This is a genomic window from Salmonella sp. 32100201201700099SM (assembly GCF_017572645.1).
GTDB lineage: Bacteria > Pseudomonadota > Gammaproteobacteria > Enterobacterales > Enterobacteriaceae > Salmonella > Salmonella enterica.
In genome coordinates this window covers 78,725-98,584 of the sequence record NZ_JAGERQ010000013.1, presented here as the reverse complement: position 1 = coordinate 98,584, position 19,860 = coordinate 78,725, and the positions used below count along the sequence as shown (strand labels likewise).

24 protein-coding genes and 1 pseudogene are annotated in these 19,860 nt (G+C 51.7%); 14 read left to right on the top strand and 11 right to left on the bottom strand.

Annotated elements, in window-relative coordinates; translation table 11 throughout:
• Positions 1-20: 20 nt before the first annotated feature.
• The 10 genes from fliJ (at position 21) to rcsA (ending at position 6,776) form a co-directional block, all read left to right on the top strand.
• Positions 21-464 carry a flagellar export protein FliJ gene (gene fliJ, locus J4685_RS19315; protein ID WP_000046981.1) on the top strand — a complete coding sequence of 148 codons (444 nt, stop codon included), beginning with the start codon at positions 21-23 and terminating at the stop codon, positions 462-464.
• Positions 461-1,684: a flagellar hook length control protein FliK gene (gene fliK, locus J4685_RS19310; protein ID WP_000631666.1), complete on the top strand. Its 1,224-nt coding sequence runs from the start codon at positions 461-463 to the stop codon at positions 1,682-1,684. The genes fliJ and fliK overlap by 4 nt, the downstream gene beginning before the upstream one ends.
• Positions 1,685-1,788: 104 nt before the next feature.
• The gene (gene fliL, locus J4685_RS19305) at positions 1,789-2,256 is read left to right on the top strand and encodes a flagellar basal body-associated protein FliL (RefSeq protein WP_000132169.1); all 468 of its coding nucleotides are present in this window, start codon (positions 1,789-1,791) and stop codon (positions 2,254-2,256) included.
• A gap of 4 nt (positions 2,257-2,260) precedes the next feature.
• Positions 2,261-3,265 (top strand): flagellar motor switch protein FliM, encoded by a 1,005-nt coding sequence (gene fliM / locus J4685_RS19300; RefSeq protein ID WP_000502817.1) that lies wholly within the window; start codon positions 2,261-2,263, stop codon positions 3,263-3,265.
• On the top strand, positions 3,262-3,675 hold the full coding sequence (gene fliN / locus J4685_RS19295; protein WP_001282111.1) for a flagellar motor switch protein FliN: 414 nt from the start codon (positions 3,262-3,264) through the stop codon (positions 3,673-3,675). Before fliM ends, fliN begins: the two co-directional genes overlap by 4 nt.
• Positions 3,675-4,052, top strand: a complete 378-nt coding sequence (gene fliO / locus J4685_RS19290; RefSeq protein ID WP_000978276.1) for a flagellar biosynthetic protein FliO — start codon at positions 3,675-3,677, stop codon at positions 4,050-4,052. The genes fliN and fliO overlap by 1 nt, the downstream gene beginning before the upstream one ends.
• The gene (gene fliP / locus J4685_RS19285) at positions 4,052-4,789 is read left to right on the top strand and encodes a flagellar type III secretion system pore protein FliP (RefSeq protein ID WP_001253409.1); all 738 of its coding nucleotides are present in this window, start codon (positions 4,052-4,054) and stop codon (positions 4,787-4,789) included. Before fliO ends, fliP begins: the two co-directional genes overlap by 1 nt.
• 9 nt (positions 4,790-4,798) lie before the next feature.
• Entirely contained in the window at positions 4,799-5,068 is a 270-nt protein-coding gene (gene fliQ, locus J4685_RS19280; protein WP_000187355.1) for a flagellar biosynthesis protein FliQ, read from the top strand.
• A gap of 8 nt (positions 5,069-5,076) precedes the next feature.
• Positions 5,077-5,871: a flagellar biosynthetic protein FliR gene (fliR, locus tag J4685_RS19275; RefSeq protein ID WP_000616953.1), complete on the top strand. Its 795-nt coding sequence runs from the start codon at positions 5,077-5,079 to the stop codon at positions 5,869-5,871.
• A gap of 281 nt (positions 5,872-6,152) precedes the next feature.
• On the top strand, positions 6,153-6,776 hold the full coding sequence (rcsA, locus tag J4685_RS19270) for a transcriptional regulator RcsA (RefSeq protein WP_000103971.1): 624 nt from the start codon (positions 6,153-6,155) through the stop codon (positions 6,774-6,776).
• Positions 6,777-6,814: 38 nt separating this feature from the next.
• On the opposite strand, the gene dsrB is transcribed toward rcsA, so the two are convergent.
• A complete protein-coding gene (dsrB, locus tag J4685_RS19265) occupies positions 6,815-7,009 on the bottom strand; it encodes a protein DsrB (protein WP_000867218.1) in 195 nt (64 codons plus the stop codon).
• Positions 7,010-7,137: 128 nt separating this feature from the next.
• Between dsrB and yodD the strand changes: the two genes are divergently transcribed.
• Entirely contained in the window at positions 7,138-7,365 is a 228-nt protein-coding gene (yodD, locus tag J4685_RS19260; RefSeq protein WP_000844798.1) for a YodD family peroxide/acid resistance protein, read from the top strand.
• 309 nt (positions 7,366-7,674) lie between these two features.
• The gene (locus J4685_RS19255; RefSeq protein ID WP_000948790.1) at positions 7,675-8,490 is read left to right on the top strand and encodes a mannosyl-3-phosphoglycerate phosphatase-related protein; all 816 of its coding nucleotides are present in this window, start codon (positions 7,675-7,677) and stop codon (positions 8,488-8,490) included.
• On the opposite strand, the gene dgcQ is transcribed toward J4685_RS19255, so the two are convergent.
• The 3 genes from dgcQ to J4685_RS19240 form a co-directional block, all read right to left on the bottom strand.
• The gene (gene dgcQ / locus J4685_RS19250) at positions 8,469-10,181 is read right to left on the bottom strand and encodes a cellulose biosynthesis regulator diguanylate cyclase DgcQ (protein WP_001119832.1); all 1,713 of its coding nucleotides are present in this window, start codon (positions 10,179-10,181) and stop codon (positions 8,469-8,471) included. The genes J4685_RS19255 and dgcQ overlap by 22 nt on opposite strands.
• Positions 10,182-10,345: 164 nt before the next feature.
• Positions 10,346-10,531 carry a YodC family protein gene (locus J4685_RS19245; RefSeq protein WP_000232161.1) on the bottom strand — a complete coding sequence of 62 codons (186 nt, stop codon included), beginning with the start codon at positions 10,529-10,531 and terminating at the stop codon, positions 10,346-10,348.
• 76 nt (positions 10,532-10,607) lie between these two features.
• On the bottom strand, positions 10,608-11,525 hold the full coding sequence (locus J4685_RS19240; RefSeq protein WP_096740497.1) for a DUF808 domain-containing protein: 918 nt from the start codon (positions 11,523-11,525) through the stop codon (positions 10,608-10,610).
• 169 nt (positions 11,526-11,694) lie between these two features.
• On the opposite strand from J4685_RS19240, the gene yedA reads away from it, so the two are divergent.
• Positions 11,695-12,615: a drug/metabolite exporter YedA gene (gene yedA, locus J4685_RS19235; protein WP_001212266.1), complete on the top strand. Its 921-nt coding sequence runs from the start codon at positions 11,695-11,697 to the stop codon at positions 12,613-12,615.
• On the opposite strand, the gene J4685_RS19230 is transcribed toward yedA, so the two are convergent.
• The 4 genes and pseudogenes from J4685_RS19230 to drpB all read right to left on the bottom strand — a co-directional run bounded on the left by J4685_RS19230 (position 12,604) and on the right by drpB (position 15,645).
• A complete protein-coding gene (locus tag J4685_RS19230) occupies positions 12,604-13,074 on the bottom strand; it encodes a very short patch repair endonuclease (RefSeq protein ID WP_000785978.1) in 471 nt (156 codons plus the stop codon). The genes yedA and J4685_RS19230 overlap by 12 nt on opposite strands.
• Positions 13,055-14,485 (bottom strand): DNA cytosine methyltransferase, encoded by a 1,431-nt coding sequence (locus J4685_RS19225; protein WP_001157323.1) that lies wholly within the window; start codon positions 14,483-14,485, stop codon positions 13,055-13,057. The genes J4685_RS19230 and J4685_RS19225 overlap by 20 nt, the downstream gene beginning before the upstream one ends.
• Before the next feature lie 73 nt (positions 14,486-14,558).
• On the bottom strand, positions 14,559-15,254 hold the full coding sequence (locus J4685_RS19220) for a phosphohydrolase (protein ID WP_000377044.1): 696 nt from the start codon (positions 15,252-15,254) through the stop codon (positions 14,559-14,561).
• 79 nt (positions 15,255-15,333) lie between these two features.
• A pseudogene (drpB, locus tag J4685_RS19215) lies at positions 15,334-15,645 on the bottom strand (cell division protein DrpB).
• Between the two features lie 649 nt (positions 15,646-16,294).
• Between drpB and ompS1 the strand changes: the two are divergent.
• Positions 16,295-17,473 (top strand): porin OmpS1, encoded by a 1,179-nt coding sequence (gene ompS1, locus J4685_RS19210; protein ID WP_001080667.1) that lies wholly within the window; start codon positions 16,295-16,297, stop codon positions 17,471-17,473.
• Between the two features lie 260 nt (positions 17,474-17,733).
• Here the strand turns inward: ompS1 and J4685_RS19205 are convergent, their stop codons facing one another.
• From J4685_RS19205 to J4685_RS19195, 3 genes are all read right to left on the bottom strand, one after another.
• Positions 17,734-17,922 carry a hypothetical protein gene (locus J4685_RS19205; protein WP_024131163.1) on the bottom strand — a complete coding sequence of 63 codons (189 nt, stop codon included), beginning with the start codon at positions 17,920-17,922 and terminating at the stop codon, positions 17,734-17,736.
• A 10-nt stretch (positions 17,923-17,932) separates the two neighbouring features.
• On the bottom strand, positions 17,933-18,145 hold the full coding sequence (locus J4685_RS19200) for a cold shock domain-containing protein (RefSeq protein ID WP_000208509.1): 213 nt from the start codon (positions 18,143-18,145) through the stop codon (positions 17,933-17,935).
• A gap of 445 nt (positions 18,146-18,590) precedes the next feature.
• A complete protein-coding gene (locus J4685_RS19195) occupies positions 18,591-19,859 on the bottom strand; it encodes a Y-family DNA polymerase (protein WP_000457650.1) in 1,269 nt (422 codons plus the stop codon).
• Position 19,860: the final 1 nt, after the last annotated feature.

The window sequence follows — 19,860 nt, the reverse complement described above, 5'->3', positions numbered from 1 at the left end:
AAAGCAGGAGGGCGACGATCATGGCACAACATGGCGCTCTGGAAACACTCAAAGATCTGGCCGAAAAAGAGGTAGATGACGCGGCGCGTTTACTGGGCGAAATGCGTCGCGGCTGCCAACAGGCGGAAGAACAGCTCAAAATGCTGATCGATTATCAGAATGAGTATCGCAGTAATTTGAACACCGATATGGGCAACGGCATCGCCAGTAATCGCTGGATCAACTATCAGCAGTTTATTCAGACACTGGAAAAGGCGATAGAGCAGCATCGCCTCCAGCTTACGCAGTGGACGCAAAAAGTCGACCTGGCGCTGAAGAGCTGGCGTGAGAAAAAGCAGCGACTTCAGGCCTGGCAAACCTTACAGGACCGACAAACCGCGGCAGCGCTGTTAGCTGAAAACCGCATGGATCAGAAAAAGATGGATGAATTTGCTCAGCGTGCAGCAATGAGGAAACCCGAATGATCACCCTGCCCCAACTGATCACCACCGATACCGACATGACCGCGGGTCTGACGTCAGGAAAAACCACCGGTTCAGCCGAGGACTTTCTGGCGCTCCTGGCGGGCGCGTTAGGCGCAGACGGCGCACAGGGCAAAGACGCCCGCATCACGCTGGCCGATTTACAGGCGGCAGGCGGCAAATTATCGAAAGAGTTACTGACCCAACATGGCGAGCCGGGCCAGGCGGTGAAGCTTGCCGACCTGCTGGCGCAAAAAGCGAATGCGACGGATGAAACGCTTACCGATCTAACACAAGCGCAGCATCTACTGTCTACGCTAACGCTATCGTTGAAAACCAGCGCTCTGGCCGCACTGAGTAAGACGGCGCAGCATGATGAGAAAACGCCCGCGCTGAGCGATGAGGATCTTGCCAGTCTGAGCGCCTTATTCGCCATGCTGCCCGGACAACCTGTCGCGACGCCTGTCGCCGGAGAGACGCCGGCTGAAAATCACATCGCCTTGCCGTCACTGTTGCGCGGCGACATGCCATCGGCGCCGCAGGAAGAGACACATACGCTCTCTTTTAGCGAGCATGAAAAAGGGAAAACCGAGGCGTCGCTTGCGCGCGCCAGCGACGATCGCGCCACGGGTCCAGCACTGACGCCGCTGGTGGTCGCTGCCGCCGCGACCAGCGCGAAAGTGGAGGTGGATAGCCCGCCCGCGCCAGTAACGCATGGCGCGGCAATGCCGACGCTCAGCAGCGCCACGGCGCAACCGCAACCGCTACCTGTCGCCTCAGCCCCGGTTCTCAGCGCGCCGTTAGGCAGCCATGAATGGCAGCAAACGTTCAGTCAGCAGGTCATGTTATTTACGCGTCAGGGACAGCAAAGCGCGCAGCTTCGATTGCATCCGGAAGAGTTAGGTCAGGTGCATATTTCGCTCAAGCTGGATGACAATCAGGCGCAGCTCCAGATGGTATCGCCGCACAGCCATGTCCGCGCCGCGCTGGAAGCCGCCCTGCCCATGTTGCGCACTCAGTTGGCGGAAAGCGGCATTCAGTTGGGACAAAGCAGCATCAGTAGCGAAAGCTTTGCCGGACAGCAGCAGTCTTCATCGCAACAACAGTCTTCCCGCGCCCAACACACGGACGCGTTTGGCGCTGAAGATGACATAGCGTTAGCGGCTCCGGCCTCGCTTCAGGCCGCCGCGCGCGGCAATGGCGCAGTGGATATCTTCGCCTAACGCCAGAGGTAGCATGATTATCCGCGTCTTTTCCACGCTTTGTCGTGGACAGGACACGGGATAATCAGCCAATAAGCAGTACCGAAACAGGAAGCCCGTATCAGATGACTGACTCCGCGATTAACAAAAAGAGCAAACGCTCGATTTGGATACCTTTGCTGGTGTTGATTACCCTCGCCGCCTGCGCGACCGCTGGTTATAGCTACTGGCGTATGCAGCAGCAACCGACCACGAACGCTAAAGCGGAACCGGCTCCGCCGCCCGCGCCGGTATTTTTTGCGCTGGATACGTTTACCGTCAATTTGGGCGATGCGGATCGCGTGTTGTATATCGGCGTGACCCTGCGTCTGAAAGACGAAGCGACGCGCGCGCGATTAAATGAATATCTGCCGGAAGTGCGCAGCCGTCTGCTGCTGTTGTTTTCCCGTCAGAATGCCGCCGAGCTCTCAACAGAAGCTGGCAAACAAAAACTGATTGCCGCCATTAAAGAGACGCTGGCCGCGCCGCTCGTTGCCGGACAACCAAAACAGGTCGTCACTGACGTGCTTTATACAGCTTTTATTCTGCGGTAACGATATGGGCGATAGTATTCTTTCTCAGGCTGAAATCGACGCGCTGTTGAACGGCGACAGCGACACCAAAGACGAACCCACTCCCGGTATCGCAAGCGATAGCGATATTCGCCCTTACGATCCCAATACCCAGCGTCGCGTCGTGCGTGAACGCTTGCAGGCGCTGGAGATTATTAACGAGCGTTTCGCACGCCAGTTCCGGATGGGATTATTTAACCTGCTGCGCCGCAGCCCGGATATTACCGTGGGTACCATACGTATTCAGCCGTATCACGAATTTGCGCGTAACCTGCCGGTACCGACCAACCTGAACCTGATCCACCTGAAGCCGCTACGCGGCACCGGGCTGGTGGTGTTCTCGCCGAGTCTGGTGTTTATTGCCGTCGATAACCTGTTCGGCGGCGACGGCCGTTTTCCGACCAAAGTCGAGGGCCGCGAGTTTACCCATACGGAACAGCGGGTCATCAACCGTATGCTGAAACTGGCGCTGGAAGGCTATAGCGACGCATGGAAAGCCATTAATCCGCTGGAAGTGGAGTATGTGCGTTCCGAAATGCAGGTGAAATTTACCAATATCACCACCTCGCCGAACGATATCGTCGTCAATACGCCGTTTCATGTGGAGATCGGCAATCTGACCGGTGAATTTAACATCTGTCTGCCATTTAGCATGATCGAGCCGCTGCGTGAGCTGCTGGTGAATCCGCCGCTGGAAAACTCGCGCCATGAAGATCAGAACTGGCGTGATAACCTGGTGCGCCAGGTTCAGCACTCTGAACTGGAGCTAGTGGCCAATTTTGCCGATATTCCGTTACGTCTTTCCCAGATTTTGAAGCTGAAACCCGGCGATGTACTGCCGATTGAAAAACCCGACCGCATTATTGCTCATGTGGACGGCGTTCCGGTACTCACCAGCCAATATGGCACCGTAAACGGACAGTATGCGCTACGCGTAGAACATTTGATCAACCCAATTTTGAATTCGCTGAATGAGGAACAGCCCAAATGAGTGACATGAATAATCCGTCCGATGAGAATACTGGCGCATTGGATGATCTGTGGGCTGACGCGTTAAACGAGCAAAAAGCGACCACCAATAAAAGCGCCGCCGACGCGGTTTTCCAACAGCTTGGCGGCGGCGATGTCAGCGGTGCTATGCAGGATATCGATCTGATTATGGATATCCCGGTCAAACTGACCGTAGAGCTGGGCCGCACGCGAATGACTATTAAAGAACTGCTGCGTCTGACGCAGGGGTCGGTCGTCGCGCTGGACGGGCTGGCGGGCGAGCCGCTGGATATCCTGATTAATGGCTACCTGATTGCCCAGGGTGAAGTGGTCGTCGTGGCGGATAAATACGGCGTACGTATCACCGATATTATTACGCCATCCGAGCGTATGCGTCGTTTGAGTCGTTAATGATGAAGACAGAGGCCACGGTTTCTCAGCCCACCGCGCCAGCCGGATCGCCGCTCATGCAGGTGAGCGGCGCATTAATTGGCATTATTGCGCTCATTCTGGCGGCGGCCTGGGTGATTAAGCGTATGGGATTCGCGCCAAAAGGAAATAGCGTCCGGGGGCTCAAGGTGTCAGCCAGCGCCTCGCTTGGCCCGCGCGAACGCGTGGTGATTGTCGAGGTCGAAAATGCGCGTCTGGTACTGGGCGTGACCGCCTCGCAGATCAACCTGCTGCACACCCTCCCGCCCGCGGAGAATGACACGGAAGCACCCGTTGCCCCACCGGCGGATTTCCAGAACATGATGAAGAGCTTACTCAAGCGTTCCGGGAGATCCTGATGCGCCGTTTGTTATTCCTTTCTCTGGCGGGTCTGTGGCTTTTTAGTCCCGCCGCCGCTGCGCAACTGCCGGGGCTTATCAGCCAACCATTAGCGGGCGGAGGCCAAAGCTGGTCATTATCCGTCCAGACGCTGGTTTTCATCACCTCGCTGACGTTTCTGCCGGCGATTTTACTGATGATGACGAGCTTCACGCGTATCATCATTGTTTTTGGCCTGTTGCGTAACGCGCTGGGCACGCCCTCGGCACCGCCAAATCAGGTGTTACTCGGGCTGGCGTTGTTTTTGACCTTTTTTATTATGTCGCCCGTCATTGACAAGATTTACGTGGATGCTTACCAGCCGTTTAGCGAGCAGAAAATTTCTATGCAGGAAGCGCTGGATAAAGGCGCGCAACCGTTATGCGCGTTCATGCTGCGCCAAACCCGCGAAGCCGATCTGGCGCTGTTTGCCCGTCTGGCCAATAGCGGTCCGTTACAGGGACCGGAAGCAGTACCGATGCGTATCCTCCTGCCCGCTTATGTCACCAGCGAATTAAAGACGGCGTTTCAGATCGGTTTTACGATTTTCATCCCTTTTTTGATTATCGACCTGGTGATCGCCAGCGTACTGATGGCGTTAGGGATGATGATGGTGCCGCCAGCGACAATCGCCCTGCCGTTTAAGCTGATGCTGTTTGTGCTGGTCGATGGTTGGCAATTGCTTGTGGGGTCGCTGGCCCAAAGCTTTTACAGTTAGAGGCGCAAAATGACTCCTGAATCCGTCATGATGATGGGGACCGAGGCGATGAAAGTCGCTCTCGCCCTGGCTGCGCCGCTGTTACTCGTCGCGCTGATTACCGGCCTCATTATCAGCATCTTGCAGGCCGCGACTCAGATTAATGAAATGACGCTGTCGTTTATCCCTAAAATCGTCGCGGTATTCATCGCAATTATCGTTGCCGGCCCGTGGATGCTCAACCTGCTGCTGGACTACGTACGCACTCTGTTCAGCAATTTACCTTATATCATCGGATAAACAGAACGATGATACAGGTTACAAGCGAGCAATGGCTATACTGGCTGCATCTCTATTTCTGGCCTTTGCTGCGCGTACTGGCGCTGATTTCAACGGCGCCCATTCTCAGCGAGCGCGCTATTCCCAAGCGGGTAAAACTGGGGTTGGGAATAATGATTACCCTTGTTATCGCGCCGTCGCTACCGGCAAACGATACGCCGCTTTTTTCTATTGCCGCCTTATGGCTGGCGATGCAACAAATTCTGATCGGTATTGCGCTGGGATTTACCATGCAATTCGCCTTTGCGGCGGTGCGTACCGCAGGTGAGTTTATCGGTCTGCAAATGGGGCTTTCCTTTGCCACCTTCGTCGACCCGGGCAGCCACCTGAATATGCCGGTTCTGGCGCGTATTATGGATATGCTCGCCATGCTACTGTTTCTCACCTTTAATGGCCATTTGTGGCTTATTTCGCTGCTGGTCGATACCTTCCACACTCTGCCCATCGGTAGTAACCCGGTGAACAGTAATGCATTTATGGCGCTCGCCAGGGCCGGAGGGCTCATTTTCTTAAACGGACTGATGCTGGCATTGCCGGTCATTACCCTCCTGCTTACGCTCAACCTGGCGCTGGGGCTATTAAACCGCATGGCGCCGCAGCTCTCGATATTTGTTATCGGTTTCCCGCTTACCCTCACCGTCGGCATTATGCTGATGGCCGCGCTAATGCCATTAATTGCGCCGTTTTGCGAACATTTATTCAGCGAAATTTTCAATTTGCTTGCTGATATTGTTAGCGAGATGCCGATAAATAATAACCCATAATTTTTATCCTGTTTTACTAAGGTTTATCCGAAAATAAATTTTAAAAAACATTCACCAGGATATATCCGCTGCCCCTTATTTGTTTTTACTTCACTCACATAACGCAACATTCACTTTACTTTAAGATGATTCCTGGCAAATTATATGTAACTTTACGGGATAGTAAGTTCGCCTGAAAAACCGCGTAAGCGTTGTCTAAGGTGACTATTCGTGTTCCGTCTGATTATGGTGAGTTATTCAGGTAAGGGGAATTATCGTTACGCATTGAGTGAGGGTATGCCATGTCAACGATTATTATGGATTTATGCAGTTACACCCGGCTAGGGTTAAGCGGGTATCTGGTCAGCAGAGGGGTGAAAAAAAGGGAAATCAACGACATCGAAACCGTTGACGAACTCGCTATCGCTTGTGGCGCGCATCAGCCTTCGGTGGTGTTTATTAATGAGGACTGTTTTATTCATACGCCTTCAGACAGTCAACAAATAAAGCAAATCATTAATCAACATCCTGACACGTTATTTATTGTTTTTATGGCAATTGCTAATGTGCATTTTGATGAATATTTATTAGTAAGAAAAAACTTATTGATTAGCTCAAAATCGATTAAACCTGACTCGCTGGATACCATTCTTGGCGATATTCTGAAAAAAGAGTCGGGTATTTCAGGAACCATAAATTTACCAACATTATCGTTAAGTCGAACTGAATCCAGCATGTTGCGAATGTGGATGGAAGGTCAGGGAACCATTCAGATTTCTGACAGAATGAATATTAAAGCAAAAACAGTATCCTCCCATAAGGGGAATATAAAAAGAAAGATAAAAACGCATAATAAACAAGTGATCTATCACGTAGTGCGGCTGACAGATAACGTCACTAACGGCATTTTTGTTAACATGCGCTGAGACATCCGGACTGGCAATGTACCTCCAGTCCGGCTCAATTAGTCCTGCTCCGCCTTCTCGACAAAAATACCATCCTGGTGACCTGACTCATTGAAGAACCAGATGCCAAGCGGGTAATCCTCCAGCGAAACCAGGTACATTGTGCCTTCACTAAATTCTTCCACTGCCAGTACCACGCCCGGTCGGCGGGGACCGCCGTCCGTTTTAACGGTTACCCGATCATTCACCTTCATCATTTTCCTCCTGTCGCTTTGTGCCAGTGTAGAACAATTTTCTGCGTCTGACAGCGCCTTGCCGGCGTGTTTGCTGGTTTTCTCAACGGTCTATACTTAGGCTGTCAGGAACCCGTGAGGTAGTGAAGATGAAAACGGCAAAAGAGTACAGTGATACGGCCAAGCGCGAAGTGAGCGTCGATGTAGATGCGCTACTGGCGGCCATCAATGAAATCAGCGAAAGCGAGGTTCACCGTAGCCAGGAAGATCCTGAGCGGGTGAGCGTAGACGGACGGGAATATCATACATGGCATGAATTAGCTGAAGCATTCGAGCTGGATATTCATGATTTTAGTGTAACAGAAGTAAACCGTTAAAAATGGCCGAAAAAAATCCCGGCCCTACGGGTCGGGATCAAACTTGCTTATGCAAGAAGCACTTGAAAATTCGTTACACCAGGAAATCTGATGTGAGATTTACCTTATCTGCAATTTTTTTGCATGACAAGTAAATATTTTTTACATGAATGATTAAGCACGCTAATAGTTCGGTAGCAAAAGTGTGACAACGCATGTGCTGCCTGGAAGCGACGGGATCGGTTCCAGTTAGCGTTCGACTTCTTTCGGATGTGCTTTAGGATTTTTCCTGGAAATAAGCCCGCCGTTGCAACGGAAAATGAGGAAAAAATGCTCTCAATCCATGACCCATTGCTGATTTTTACCGATCTGGACGGCACATTGCTGAACAGCCACACGTTTGAGTGGCAGCCCGCGGCCCCCTGGCTTACACGCCTGCATGAAAGCGGCGTGCCTGTGATCCTCTGTAGCAGTAAAACCGCGGCTGAAATGCTCCAGCTCCAGACGACGTTAAATCTACAGGGACTGCCGCTGATTGCGGAAAACGGCGCGGTGATCCAACTGGACGTTCACTGGGAAGACCATCCCAACTATCCCCGCCTGATAGCCGGTATTTCTCACAACGAAATCCGCCTCGTCCTGCATAAGTTGCGTGAAAAGGAACAGTTTAAGTTCACCACGTTTGATGACGTTGACGATCAGGTGATAAGCGAATGGACGGGCCTAAACCGGGCACAGTCTGCCCTAACCCGTCTGCATGAAGCGTCGGTGTCGCTGATCTGGCGCGATAGCGATGAACGCATGGCGCAGTTTGTCGCCCGTTTAAATGACCTGGGACTGCAATTTGTCCATGGCGCCCGTTTCTGGCATGTGCTGGACGCCTCCGCCGGTAAAGATCAGGCTGCCAACTGGCTAATTGAAGCATATCGTCAGCAGTGGCGCGCGCGTCCTCTGACGTTGGGGCTAGGAGACGGCCCCAATGATGCGCCTTTACTGGATGTGATGGATTATGCGGTTGTCGTTAAAGGGCTAAACCGGGAGGGCGTACATTTGCGTAACGACGATCCTCAGCGCGTCTACCGTAGCCAGAACGAAGGGCCGGATGGCTGGCGCGAAGGAATGGACTATTTCTTTTCCCGCTCCTGAGTCGCGTCGCTGGCGCAAATACGGTTACGTCCGGACTGTTTGGCGTAATAAAGCCGTTTGTCGGCCAGCGACTGCAACTGCTCAAAATCATAGTCGCCGTATTCCTCCGCGCTACTGATCCCCATTGACGCGCTGATACGAAGCGTCGTGCTTTTCGTCACCAGAATCTCTTTGTCATTAATGCGCTGGCGTATGCGTTCGGCAATCTGCAGCGCCTGCGCTTTCGTCGCGCCGGGCAGCACGATACAAAACTCTTCGCCCCCTACCCGTCCGGCGATGTCGTGCGCTCGAATGGTGCTGCCAATGAGCCCAGCGGCATGGGACAACACGCGATCGCCTGCCTGATGACCAAAGCGATCGTTAACGCTTTTAAAATAATCTAAATCCAGCTGTATCACAGAAAATGGCTGGCGGGCTTCCCGGTAGCGCTTTGCCAGCCTGGACGCTTTTTCAAACAGCGCGCCACGGTTATATAGCCGGGTCAGCGGATCGTGCCATGCCTGCCATTGCAGCGAATTTTGCAGAACAAACATGTTTTTGACTATATGTCGAATAACGCCCCAGGAGATCAACAGCATCGCCGTAAAAAGCACCCATAACAGCGTCAGCGCGATACTAATACTGCCAAAATTCCCTTGTATGCCTTCACGTAATGTATGCACGCGCAGCAGGACGCCATCAAAATGATCCAGCCGCTCCCAGCTTACATAATGCGTTCCTAAACGCAGCCCGCCCAGGGTATCTTTTTCTATTTCACGCGCCAGTAAGGCGCGCTCACGGTCATTTAACGTATTCGCGGTTTGTTGTTCCGGCGCGGAGTCCGTCAACAAACGGAGATGGTTATCGTATAGCTGATATTCCCCTTCAATATCCTTTTCGGCCGCATCGCGCAGGAACCGCTGTAATGACGCGACGGGAATATCCATTGCCAGTACGCCATACCAGTAATTATCGTGATCCAGCGGTAGACTGGCCGTCACTTTTTTCTGCTCGTCAGTAACATAGGGCTGTGCGGAGGTAAACCACCGCACGCCGCGCTGTGGGTTACGCCGTTGGCTTTGCTCGATAAACCAGGGCTGGGTCACGTACTGATAGTAACGGGAGACAATATCGCTACCGTACGCCGTAGGGAGAGTTGAGAGGTAAAACCCTGAGCGAGAAACATACATCGTCTCCAGCGTCAGCATGGCGGATGAGCGAGCCAGACGCGCCAGATACCCTAACTCCAGAGTGGCGGTTAATTCATTTGCCAGGTCACGACTCTCCCGTGAAAGAAGCGTCGTCCGGGCGACAAATTGATCGGAAACGCCATATAACGGCAATGTCCGCCGCTTATCCAGCTCCAGTTGCCAGAAATGTCTGACGCGTCGTTGCTCAAACTGCGTCACCGCGCTTTGCAATGCGGAAAAAGCCAGCGGCGCCACCAGTGCTTCATGCATACCGTTGCGTAAAAAGATCAACCTGTCCATGTTGAATTGCAGTTGGCGGTCAAGGACATTCGCGACGCTCCCCAGATGATTGCGCTGACTGGCGACATACGCGTCTTTCAGTATCATCACTTCCCGCCAGGTAAGTAGCGTCGAGAACAGCATCACGATCAGAAAACAGGTGTTGACGACATGACCGGGACCAAAACGCCGCGCCAGCTTTTTAAACCAGCCTTGATTGTCTAACAGTGTTTCGTGCGGCACCCTGGTAACTCCTGGTTATTGATACAACTCCCCCTGATGGCTTACGGTAGCCAGACCTCATCAAGGGATACCACTCAATCCTGGCATAACCAGGTAGCAGCATGTCGCAGCGCGACGACTCTTTTTCTCCACAGCAAAACGCCCGGCATTAACCGGGCGTTTTGTCATCGGGCTTCGTCCCGCACGCGCCTTTCCTTGCCTGGCACGAGCTCATTCTCATGGAATGCCTCCCGCTTTACGCCAAAACCATCATACCAGCGACACTCTACCATTCCGCTGGAATAACCGGTGACGATCATCCGGGGCCCACCCTCTTTCACGGTAACTTCCTCACTGACAGAAAAGACCATACCTGCCTCCTGTATCAGATGAAACGTTTTCACCTTAGACGAGGATGGACAATTTTGCATAATTCATTCTAGAAAATCAGTGCGAAACACCGCGAATTTTCGTCACACCTTTCACCAGCGCAACCACAATGGCGCCGATAATAAAACCGAGCACCAGATTCAGCCCCGCAGGGATCGTATGCGCCATGAAAGCCCCCTGCTGCTGCGCAAAATGTTCAATGGCATGGTGTAGCGGCGCAATACCGTGTACGACAATCCCGCCGCCGACCAGAAACATCGCCAGCGTACCAACAATGGATAATGCTTTCATTAACCAGGGCGCGATAATCAGTAATCCTTTACCGACGCCCTGCGCCAGCACGCTACGCTTTTCCGCCAGCCAGTACCCCATATCATCCAGTTTGACAATAATACCCACCAGGCCATACACGCCAATAGTCACAACCAACGCAATCCCCGCCAGCACCAACACCTGATTAAGCAGCGGCGCCTGCGCGACAATCCCCAGGGTAATGGCCACAATTTCAGCGGACAGAATGAAATCGGTACGGACCGCCCCTTTTACTTTATCTTTTTCAAAGGCCAAAGGATCTTGCGCAGCCAGCGCCTCAAGACGTTTTTGCCGCTCCGCCGGGTCTTCTTTGTGTTTTCGCGCCTCAAAGGTATGCAGGACTTTTTCTACCCCTTCAAAGCAGAGAAACGCGCCGCCTAACATTAATAAAGGCGTGATGGCCCACGGGATAAATGCGCTTATCAGCAGCGCCAACGGCACCAGAATAACCTTGTTGATTAATGATCCTTTCGCCACGCTCCATACCACTGGCAGCTCGCGATTAGCGCGAACGCCGGTCACCTGCTGCGCATTGAGCGACAGGTCGTCCCCCAGTACGCCCGCGGTTTTTTTCGCGGCCAATTTGCCCATTACCGAAATATCGTCCAGCAGCGTGGCGATATCGTCGAGTAATGTCAGTAAGCTACTTCCTGCCAAAATGATTTCCTCGGTCTTTTCTTCTAAGACGTTAAGTATGTAGCAAAATGCGTAATGCCGAAACCGGCGGCGCGGGTCAACGCCTTTTTATTCCAAAAGGACAATTATAATGCTCGCCAGCATAATAATTTTGACGTTTACTATATCCACCCTTTTTATTTCACCGTGAGTGATTATGCGTTTCCGGCAGTTATTACCTCTTTTTGGCGCGCTTTTTGCCTTGTACATCATTTGGGGGTCTACCTATTTTGTTATCCGCATAGGCGTTGAAAGCTGGCCGCCGCTGATGATGGCAGGCGTACGTTTTCTCTCGGCGGGGATGTTGCTCATGGCGTTTTTGCTGCTGCGCGGCGAAAAACTTCCGCCGCTGCGCCAGACCATCAACGCCGCGCTGATTGGTCTACTGCTGCTGGCGGTGGGTAACGGCCTGGTGACGGTGGCGGAGCATCAAAACGTGCCATCGGGCATTGCTGCCGTCGTGGTCGCCACTGTCCCGCTATTTACGCTGTGCTTTAGCTACTTTTTTGGTATTAAAACGCGCAAATTAGAATGGGTGGGGATTGCCATTGGACTTGCCGGGATTATTCTGCTGAACAGCGGCGGCAACTTAAGCGGCAATCCGTGGGGCGCGATTTTGATCCTGATAGGTTCGATGAGCTGGGCATTTGGTTCCGTTTACGGCTCGCGCATCGCCCTCCCTGTGGGCATGATGGCGGGCGCGATTGAAATGCTGGCGGCGGGCGTGGTATTGCTTTGCGCGGCATTTCTTTCCGGCGAAAAGCTCGCCACGCTGCCTGGTTTATCGGGGCTTATGGCCGTCGGCTACCTGGCGTTGTTCGGTTCTATTATCGCCATTAATGCCTATATGTACCTGATTCGCAACGTCAGTCCGGCGCTGGCGACCAGCTACGCCTATGTGAATCCGGTTGTCGCCGTGTTGCTTGGCACTGGCCTGGGCGGTGAGAGGTTATCGCCCGTTGAATGGGCCGCGCTGGGTGTGATTGTGTTTGCCGTAGTGCTGGTGACTCTGGGTAAGTACCTGTTTCCCGCCAGGGCGGTGGTCACGCCGTGTAAAACGGAAGATTCACGCCAGTAGATGAATCCCCTGGGTGTCGATCTGCGCGCTGGCGCCGCCGCCGCAGATCCACTCTTCCAGGCGCTCCGCCAACGCCGCGTCGCTCAATTTCGCTCGCCCGCGCAAGGCGCACTCCCAGACGATCAGCACCCGCCAGCCAAGCGCCTGTAAACGCTGAATATCGCGCTCATCGCGCTCAACGTTCTTACCGATTTTTTCCAGCCAGAAAGCCGTCCGCGTGGCCGGTACTTTGAACAGATAACAGTGGTGATGATGCCAAAAGCAGCCGTGAGTAAAAATCACACAATCATAGTCATTCACCACAAAGTCCGGCTTGCCCGGTAATGTCGCATCCTGAGTATGAAACGTAATCCCCTGCGCGCTTAGCAGGCCGGCAAGACGTTTTTCAATAGCCGTATCGCGGGTCGCTATCGCGCGCATATTTTTACTGCGCGTGGCTTTATCGTGAACGTCCGCCATCTACCGTCTCTCTCTGACGCAGCGTCACCGCCTGGTGAATTTTGGGTTCCAGCAGCTTTGCTACCGCGGCAAATACCGGCACCACCACGGAGTTGCCAAACTGGCGATAGGCCTGCGTATCCGAGACAGGTATCCTGAACTGGTACGTTTGCGGCGCCTCAAATCCCATTAAACGCGCGCACTCTCTCGGCGTGAGTCGGCGGGGACGATGTTGTTGGTTGCCAGCATCGTCGAAATTCACTTCGCCTTTCGCCATATCCCAACCACGATCGATCAGAATTTCGGCGCCATCTTTGTAGTAGCGAGCAGATAACGTGCGCGCCACACTTTCCGGATTGTCAGGGTAAACCATGCCATAGCCAAAACCGTTTCCCCGCGCCTGGTGCTTTTTCGCGTAGCGATATAAATATTTCCACAGCACCGGCGTCAGGATATATTTGGCTTCGACGACGGGCTCCAGCAGTTCTGCCAGCGTCGGACGGCGCGGTGGATAACAGCGGGCGATATTGCGTAACGTAAAATCGGTTTTCAGGTTTAAATCGCGACGGAATCCCACCAACACAATACGTTCCCGATGCTGAGGAAGAAAGTGCTGCCCGTCGATAATTTTCGGATCGTCCGGGCCATTGTCAGCGGCATCCGCCACGTCATATCCCAGTTCATCGAGCGTTTGCATAATAATGCGGAAAGTGTTGCCCTGGTCGTGACTTTTAAGGTTTTTCACGTTTTCCAGCACAAACAGCGCGGGGCGGCGAGCGTCGATAATTCTTACGACATCAAAAAATAACGTCCCCTGAGTCTCGCAGGCAAAGCCGTGGGCGCGGCCCAGCGCATTTTTCTTGGAAACGCCCGCCAGAGAAAATGGCTGACAGGGAAAGCCCGCCAGCAGGACATCATGTTGCGGAATATGCTGGCGAATGTGTTCCGCCGCCTCATCATCGCTGACCCCTTCCCGGTGGCTCAACGTGATATCGCGGATATCTTCATTAAAGCGATGTTGCAGCGGATCGCAAAAATAGTTCGCTTTATATGTCCGTACCGCGTGCTTATTCCATTCGCTGGTAAACACGCACTGCCCGCCTATCGCTTCAAATCCGCGGCGAATGCCGCCGATGCCCGCGAAGAGATCGATAAAACGAAAGGCGTAATGTGGATGATGCGCTGGCGGCGTCGGCAACCCTGTTTTAAGACAGGTGAGTTCATTGTCGCTCAAGCGATGCCATGCCGCGTTCATCATTACGCGCTTGAAGATGGCCGGGCTCCAGTGCTGTTCGCCCAGGCCGTTAAGGTGCGCCACCAGCGTTTTAACATCGTAGATTTCCAGCAATTGACTCAGCATCGCCTGGAGCTCGCTTCCGGCGTCGTCGGCGATGAGGTTCCGGGCGTGTGTTACTGAAATATTTTCCTGCATACATTTAACCGGCCAAAAATAATTGCCGACAGACTAACATAAAATGACGCGGTTTACGTTTCAGCGACAGGGGTTACTGATGCGTAGCAAACATCTGGATGACCGCATCATCCCGTGTTTCATAGTCGCCTTTCAGCTCAGCGCTCAGTTTCGCCATGTACGACACCAGAAAATCCGCATTACGCTGCGCCAGGGACTTGCCCCGTTCGGTCTGCATCGTCAGCGGCAGTTTCAGCAGTTTGGTTTGAAAATGGTCGAGCGCGAATTGCTTATCGTTAAGAGGCCGTCTGTTGGCAAAGGGATCGTCGGCATCAAACAGCGCGACGCCCAGCGCGCCGGAGACCGCGAAGACCCGCGCCAGACCAATGGCGCCCAACGCCTCCAGCCTGTCTGCATCCTGTACGATTTTTGCCTCTGGCGTGGTAGGCGCAATTTTTGCGCTGAAGCTATGCGCTTCGATAGCATGACAAATGCCCGCCAGTTTTTCTGCCGGAAAGTCAGGAAAATCCCGCAGAAAAATACGCCGGGTTTCTGCCGCCGCCAGAATGGAAGAACGATGCCGCTGCGGATGATTTTTCGCCAGGCTGACGATGTCATGGAAATAACATGCCGATAGCACCACCAGCCAGTCGACAGGACTGTTTTCCCCGAGCGTTTGCGCGGTTGCCCAAACACGACGAAAATGGAAGATGTCATGGGCGGCATCCTGTTCCTGGTGGTGGTGACGTAGCCAGTCTTCAAACTGCGATTGCCAGTATCCTGAGTCCATACGCCCTCTCTTTATAGCAGACCATTTTTATTACATGCCTGAGCACAGGGTTCGCTATCCTGACATATCCGCCACCACTTTACATCCTTGCGTGCTTGCGCGTTTCTGGCTGAGTGTCGGCGGGATACCCCCTGTTTTTGCGAGGCCGGGTGTACTAGGCAATACTCCCCAGAATAAGCCAGACGACGCCCAGCGAAAGCGCGTTAAGCCATTTTTCCGTTGCGCTGCCAGGAGTGCTGATTGGGCCGAGAACCGGCTCGGTTTGTATGGCGGACATCAGCCACACGCAACGCGCCATCGCCCAGATGAAGTAGCCGCAAAAGGTATAAAAAACCCATAACGCTAATTTACCGCCCATGCTACAGGTGGCGTTGTCCTCCCTGGTACTCAAACTTTACTCCGCTTTTGTGATGTAAGTCATATGACATTAATTACATTATAATGTGATATTAGTCACATTTCGACCATGGAATACCTTATCCACCTGTTCTGGTTATTCATTCCACAAATAGTTTATTCTCAGTTAATGTTGCGTCTGGCGCTGAACCTGCTGTTAAATAAGGGAATGGTAATTGAATCGCACTCTGATGCAGAATAACCCATAACCAGAACAACTTATTTTTACGCACCGCGATAGCGTTTTATTTTATTAGCATTAAATGTCAGAATGATTCGGTTATTAGCCTTTTATCATTTATTTTATCATTACCCACATTACCGGCATTTATGCCGGTTTTTTTTATGCTTTTTCATAATCAAAGCATCAAATACATATAAAAAACAAATTATATTCACGCCAGCAGCCATCAAATCAAAACACATAACTCATTGATAAAAAATGATAATTATAGACTATATATTCTTAGTCACTTATATATCCTGTATTATAAAAAACCAAATAGAAACAAATTGAAATATTTTAAATATCTTTGTTACATGTTATTTTTTAAATTCCATGAACTTCATAGAATAGTATCAATTTGTAGTTTTGTTGAAGTGGCTACATATTCATATAAATTATTATCATAAGGGAATACATAATGAACAGAAAAGTTCTGGCACTGCTTGTCCCGGCGTTATTAGTGGCAGGCGCAGCAAATGCGGCTGAAATTTATAATAAAAATGGCAACAAACTCGACCTGTACGGCAAAGTTGATGGTCTGCGTTACTTCTCTGACAATGCAGGCGACGATGGCGATCAGTCCTACGCCCGTATTGGCTTTAAAGGCGAAACGCAGATCAACGATATGCTGACCGGCTATGGTCAGTGGGAATACAACATTAAGGTGAACACCACCGAAGGCGAAGGTGCAAACTCCTGGACTCGTCTGGGCTTTGCCGGTCTGAAATTCGGCGAGTACGGCTCTTTCGATTATGGCCGTAACTATGGTGTTATCTACGACATTGAAGCCTGGACCGATGCGCTGCCGGAATTCGGCGGTGATACTTATACCCAGACCGATGTCTATATGCTGGGCAGAACCAACGGCGTTGCCACCTACCGTAATACCGACTTCTTCGGTCTGGTGGAAGGCCTGAACTTCGCGTTGCAGTACCAGGGTAATAATGAAAACGGCGGTGCTGGTGAAGGTACAGGTAACGGCGGCAACCGCAAACTGTCCCGTGAAAACGGCGACGGTTTCGGTATGTCTACCTCCTACGACTTTGACTTCGGGTTAAGCCTGGGTGCGGCCTACTCTTCCTCTGACCGTTCGGACAATCAGGTTGCTCGTGGTTATGGCGACGGCATGAATGAGCGCAACAACTATGCCGGCGGTGAAACCGCTGAAGCCTGGACCATAGGTGCCAAATATGACGCCTACAATGTTTACCTGGCGGCCATGTACGCTGAAACCCGCAACATGACCTATTATGGCGGCGGCAATGGCGAAGGTAATGGCGGTATTGCTAACAAAACCCAGAACTTTGAAGTGGTTGCGCAGTACCAGTTCGATTTCGGTCTGCGTCCGTCCATCGCCTACTTGCAGTCTAAGGGCAAAGATTTAGGCGGTCAGGAAGTCCATCGTGGCAACTGGCGTTACACCGACAAAGATCTGGTTAAATATGTTGACGTCGGTATGACTTACTACTTCAACAAAAATATGTCCACCTACGTTGATTATAAAATCAACCTGCAGAACGAAGATGATGACTTCTACGCAAACAACGGTATTGCAACCGATGATATCGTAGGTGTTGGTCTGGTCTACCAGTTCTAAGACACTTTATGTTATTCAAGCCCGTGCTTAGCGCGGGCTTGTTATTATAGGGCAAGAATTAAATAACGGATAACGGCGCAAAGACAGGTGACCAGGCTTCATCGGATAGATGAAGACAACGTCGCTCTTTTCAGGCGCTGTCTGCAAGAGAAATAACACCTTTGGGGAAAGGTAAATGCCACTATAGATGATGGATGTCAGCGTCTATAGATGATAATCATCCGGGCATAAAAAAAGCTCCTGTACGGAGCTAATATGAATTATTTTCTAAAATCTAGCGGAACCTGTCCTGAGCGAATGTATAATCCAACATTATCAAAAGTGATCATGGTTGACTTACAAAAAATACATTTCGCGCCAAACGGGTTTTGCTCAGTAACATCGAATGTCGATGTTCTGTATTGTGAACCATGGCAACATGGACACCGGAAGTGAATTTTATTAGTAATATCAGTTGCCTTAAAGCGCCACAACGTTGACCGCTGATGGACCTTTTGGTCCCTGCTCTACTGAAAACTCCACTTCCTGATTTTCATTCAGAGTGCGGAATTCATTACTTTGAATGGCGGAAAAATGCACAAACACATCTTTGCTGCCATCTTTAGGCGTAATGAAACCAAAGCCCTTTTCAGGGTTAAACCATTTTACTAACCCAGTGATTTTCGTCGTCATAATATTGTTACCTTTTGAATGAGCCCTTGGGCGAAATGGCCTGAAGAAAATTATCAGAGAGAAAAAAACCTAAAGGAGATCTCAAGAGGAACAAATGATGAGAAATATTACAATCACTACTTCAGATAAGTTTGTATCAAACCGCACAACCATTAACGCATGGTTAACTGAACATAGCAAGCTTTAGTTTTGTTAAAAAAATATTAATTGTTTTTTAGCATTATCACGCTGATTGCCATACTCTTTTTATCCATGCCCATCGCTACGGCTGAAACCAGGCGTAAATAAGTTACGTCTCACAACGCCTGCCTGGCAATAAACGCGCCACATTTCCTGATGTCGTAAACCAGGATACATGCGCATTATCGTGAGAGGTTCCTGTGATCTTGTGCAACCAAAAGAACGGGGACGATTTGGCAACTATCTCAGGCATTGATCGCACAAGTTACTTAACACGCAGTAGATCAGAGTATCTTGTGGTGTACCGAGGCGAAAGCATTTCTCGCTTCATAGCCCACTGTTGCGACATCCCCTGCCCGGCGAAGTACAGCGTCCCCTTCCCGTCTTTTGCGTTAAGATGGTCCAGTACTTCCATCAACTTCGCACTACCGGCGCGCGGCGCGTTATCGTCGAAAAGGTTGAGTTGCGCTACGCCCTGGCTGAAGAAGTCACCCAGCATCACCCCCGCTTTCTGGTAGCGATGGCCGTCGCGCCAGATTTTATCCAGACATTTCACAGCCGCATTGATAATGTCACGTGAATCCTGCGTGGGGGTGAGAAGCGTCACCGCGGCGCTGTTACCGTAGTAGGGCTCGTTCAGGGCAAAGGGTGATGTTTTGACGAATGTTGAAATGAAACAGCAGTACTGGTGCTCGCCGCGGAGTTTTTCTGCCGCGCGCGCAGCGTAGCTGTAAACAGCCTGGCGCATTTCCTCATAGTCTGTGACCCGCTCGCCGAAAGAGCGGCTACAAACGATTTCCTGCTTTGCCGGCGCAAACTCTTCAAGCTCCAGACATGGCTCTCCGCGAAGCTCTCTCACGGTGCGCTCCAGCACGACATTGAAGTGTTTCCTGATGATCCAGGTACTTTGTTCAGAGAGATCGAGAGCAGTCTTGATGCCCAGGGCATTGAGCTTCTTACTGATGCGTCTGCCGACACCCCAGACATCCTCTACGGGTATCAGGGCCAGCAGCCGACGCTGGCGATCGATGTTCGACAGGTCAACCACCCCGTCGGTCTGGCGCTGCCACTTTTTCGCAGCATGGTTAGCCAGCTTGGCAAGGGTTTTCGTCTGGGCAATGCCTACACCGACAGTCAGGTGCGTGCGCTTCAGGACCGTCGCTCTTATCTCGTGCCCGAAATCTGTCAGATCCCGGCAGTTTCGTACCCCCGTCAGATCACAAAAAGCCTCATCAATGCTGTAAATTTCTACCCGCGGCACCATCTCCTCTAGTGTGGTCATTACCCGGTTCGACATATCAGCGTAAAGCTCGTAATTACTGCTGAAGCAAACAACACCGGATCGCCGGAAGCGTTCTTTCTGTTTGAAGTATGGCTCACCTGCTGCGATACCGAGTTGTTTCGCCTCGGCGCTACACGCGATAACGCAGCCATCATTGTTTGATAACACCACCACCGGTCGGCCACATAAATCAGGACGAAAGACCGTTTCGCAGGAGGCGTAAAAGCTATTAACATCGCAGAGCGCGAACATA

Coding starts and splice junctions, on each gene's coding strand:
- fliJ (WP_000046981.1), top strand. CDS start 21: ATGGCACAACATGGCGCTCTGGAAACACTCAAAGATCTGGCCGAAAAA.
- fliK (WP_000631666.1), top strand. CDS start 461: ATGATCACCCTGCCCCAACTGATCACCACCGATACCGACATGACCGCG.
- fliL (WP_000132169.1), top strand. CDS start 1,789: ATGACTGACTCCGCGATTAACAAAAAGAGCAAACGCTCGATTTGGATA.
- fliM (WP_000502817.1), top strand. CDS start 2,261: ATGGGCGATAGTATTCTTTCTCAGGCTGAAATCGACGCGCTGTTGAAC.
- fliN (WP_001282111.1), top strand. CDS start 3,262: ATGAGTGACATGAATAATCCGTCCGATGAGAATACTGGCGCATTGGAT.
- fliO (WP_000978276.1), top strand. CDS start 3,675: ATGATGAAGACAGAGGCCACGGTTTCTCAGCCCACCGCGCCAGCCGGA.
- fliP (WP_001253409.1), top strand. CDS start 4,052: ATGCGCCGTTTGTTATTCCTTTCTCTGGCGGGTCTGTGGCTTTTTAGT.
- fliQ (WP_000187355.1), top strand. CDS start 4,799: ATGACTCCTGAATCCGTCATGATGATGGGGACCGAGGCGATGAAAGTC.
- fliR (WP_000616953.1), top strand. CDS start 5,077: ATGATACAGGTTACAAGCGAGCAATGGCTATACTGGCTGCATCTCTAT.
- rcsA (WP_000103971.1), top strand. CDS start 6,153: ATGTCAACGATTATTATGGATTTATGCAGTTACACCCGGCTAGGGTTA.
- dsrB (WP_000867218.1), bottom strand. CDS start 7,009: ATGAAGGTGAATGATCGGGTAACCGTTAAAACGGACGGCGGTCCCCGC.
- yodD (WP_000844798.1), top strand. CDS start 7,138: ATGAAAACGGCAAAAGAGTACAGTGATACGGCCAAGCGCGAAGTGAGC.
- J4685_RS19255 (WP_000948790.1), top strand. CDS start 7,675: ATGCTCTCAATCCATGACCCATTGCTGATTTTTACCGATCTGGACGGC.
- J4685_RS19245 (WP_000232161.1), bottom strand. CDS start 10,531: ATGGTCTTTTCTGTCAGTGAGGAAGTTACCGTGAAAGAGGGTGGGCCC.
- yedA (WP_001212266.1), top strand. CDS start 11,695: ATGCGTTTCCGGCAGTTATTACCTCTTTTTGGCGCGCTTTTTGCCTTG.
- J4685_RS19230 (WP_000785978.1), bottom strand. CDS start 13,074: ATGGCGGACGTTCACGATAAAGCCACGCGCAGTAAAAATATGCGCGCG.
- J4685_RS19225 (WP_001157323.1), bottom strand. CDS start 14,485: ATGCAGGAAAATATTTCAGTAACACACGCCCGGAACCTCATCGCCGAC.
- J4685_RS19220 (WP_000377044.1), bottom strand. CDS start 15,254: ATGGACTCAGGATACTGGCAATCGCAGTTTGAAGACTGGCTACGTCAC.
- ompS1 (WP_001080667.1), top strand. CDS start 16,295: ATGAACAGAAAAGTTCTGGCACTGCTTGTCCCGGCGTTATTAGTGGCA.
- J4685_RS19200 (WP_000208509.1), bottom strand. CDS start 18,145: ATGACGACGAAAATCACTGGGTTAGTAAAATGGTTTAACCCTGAAAAG.
- J4685_RS19195 (WP_000457650.1), bottom strand. CDS start 19,859: ATGTTCGCGCTCTGCGATGTTAATAGCTTTTACGCCTCCTGCGAAACG.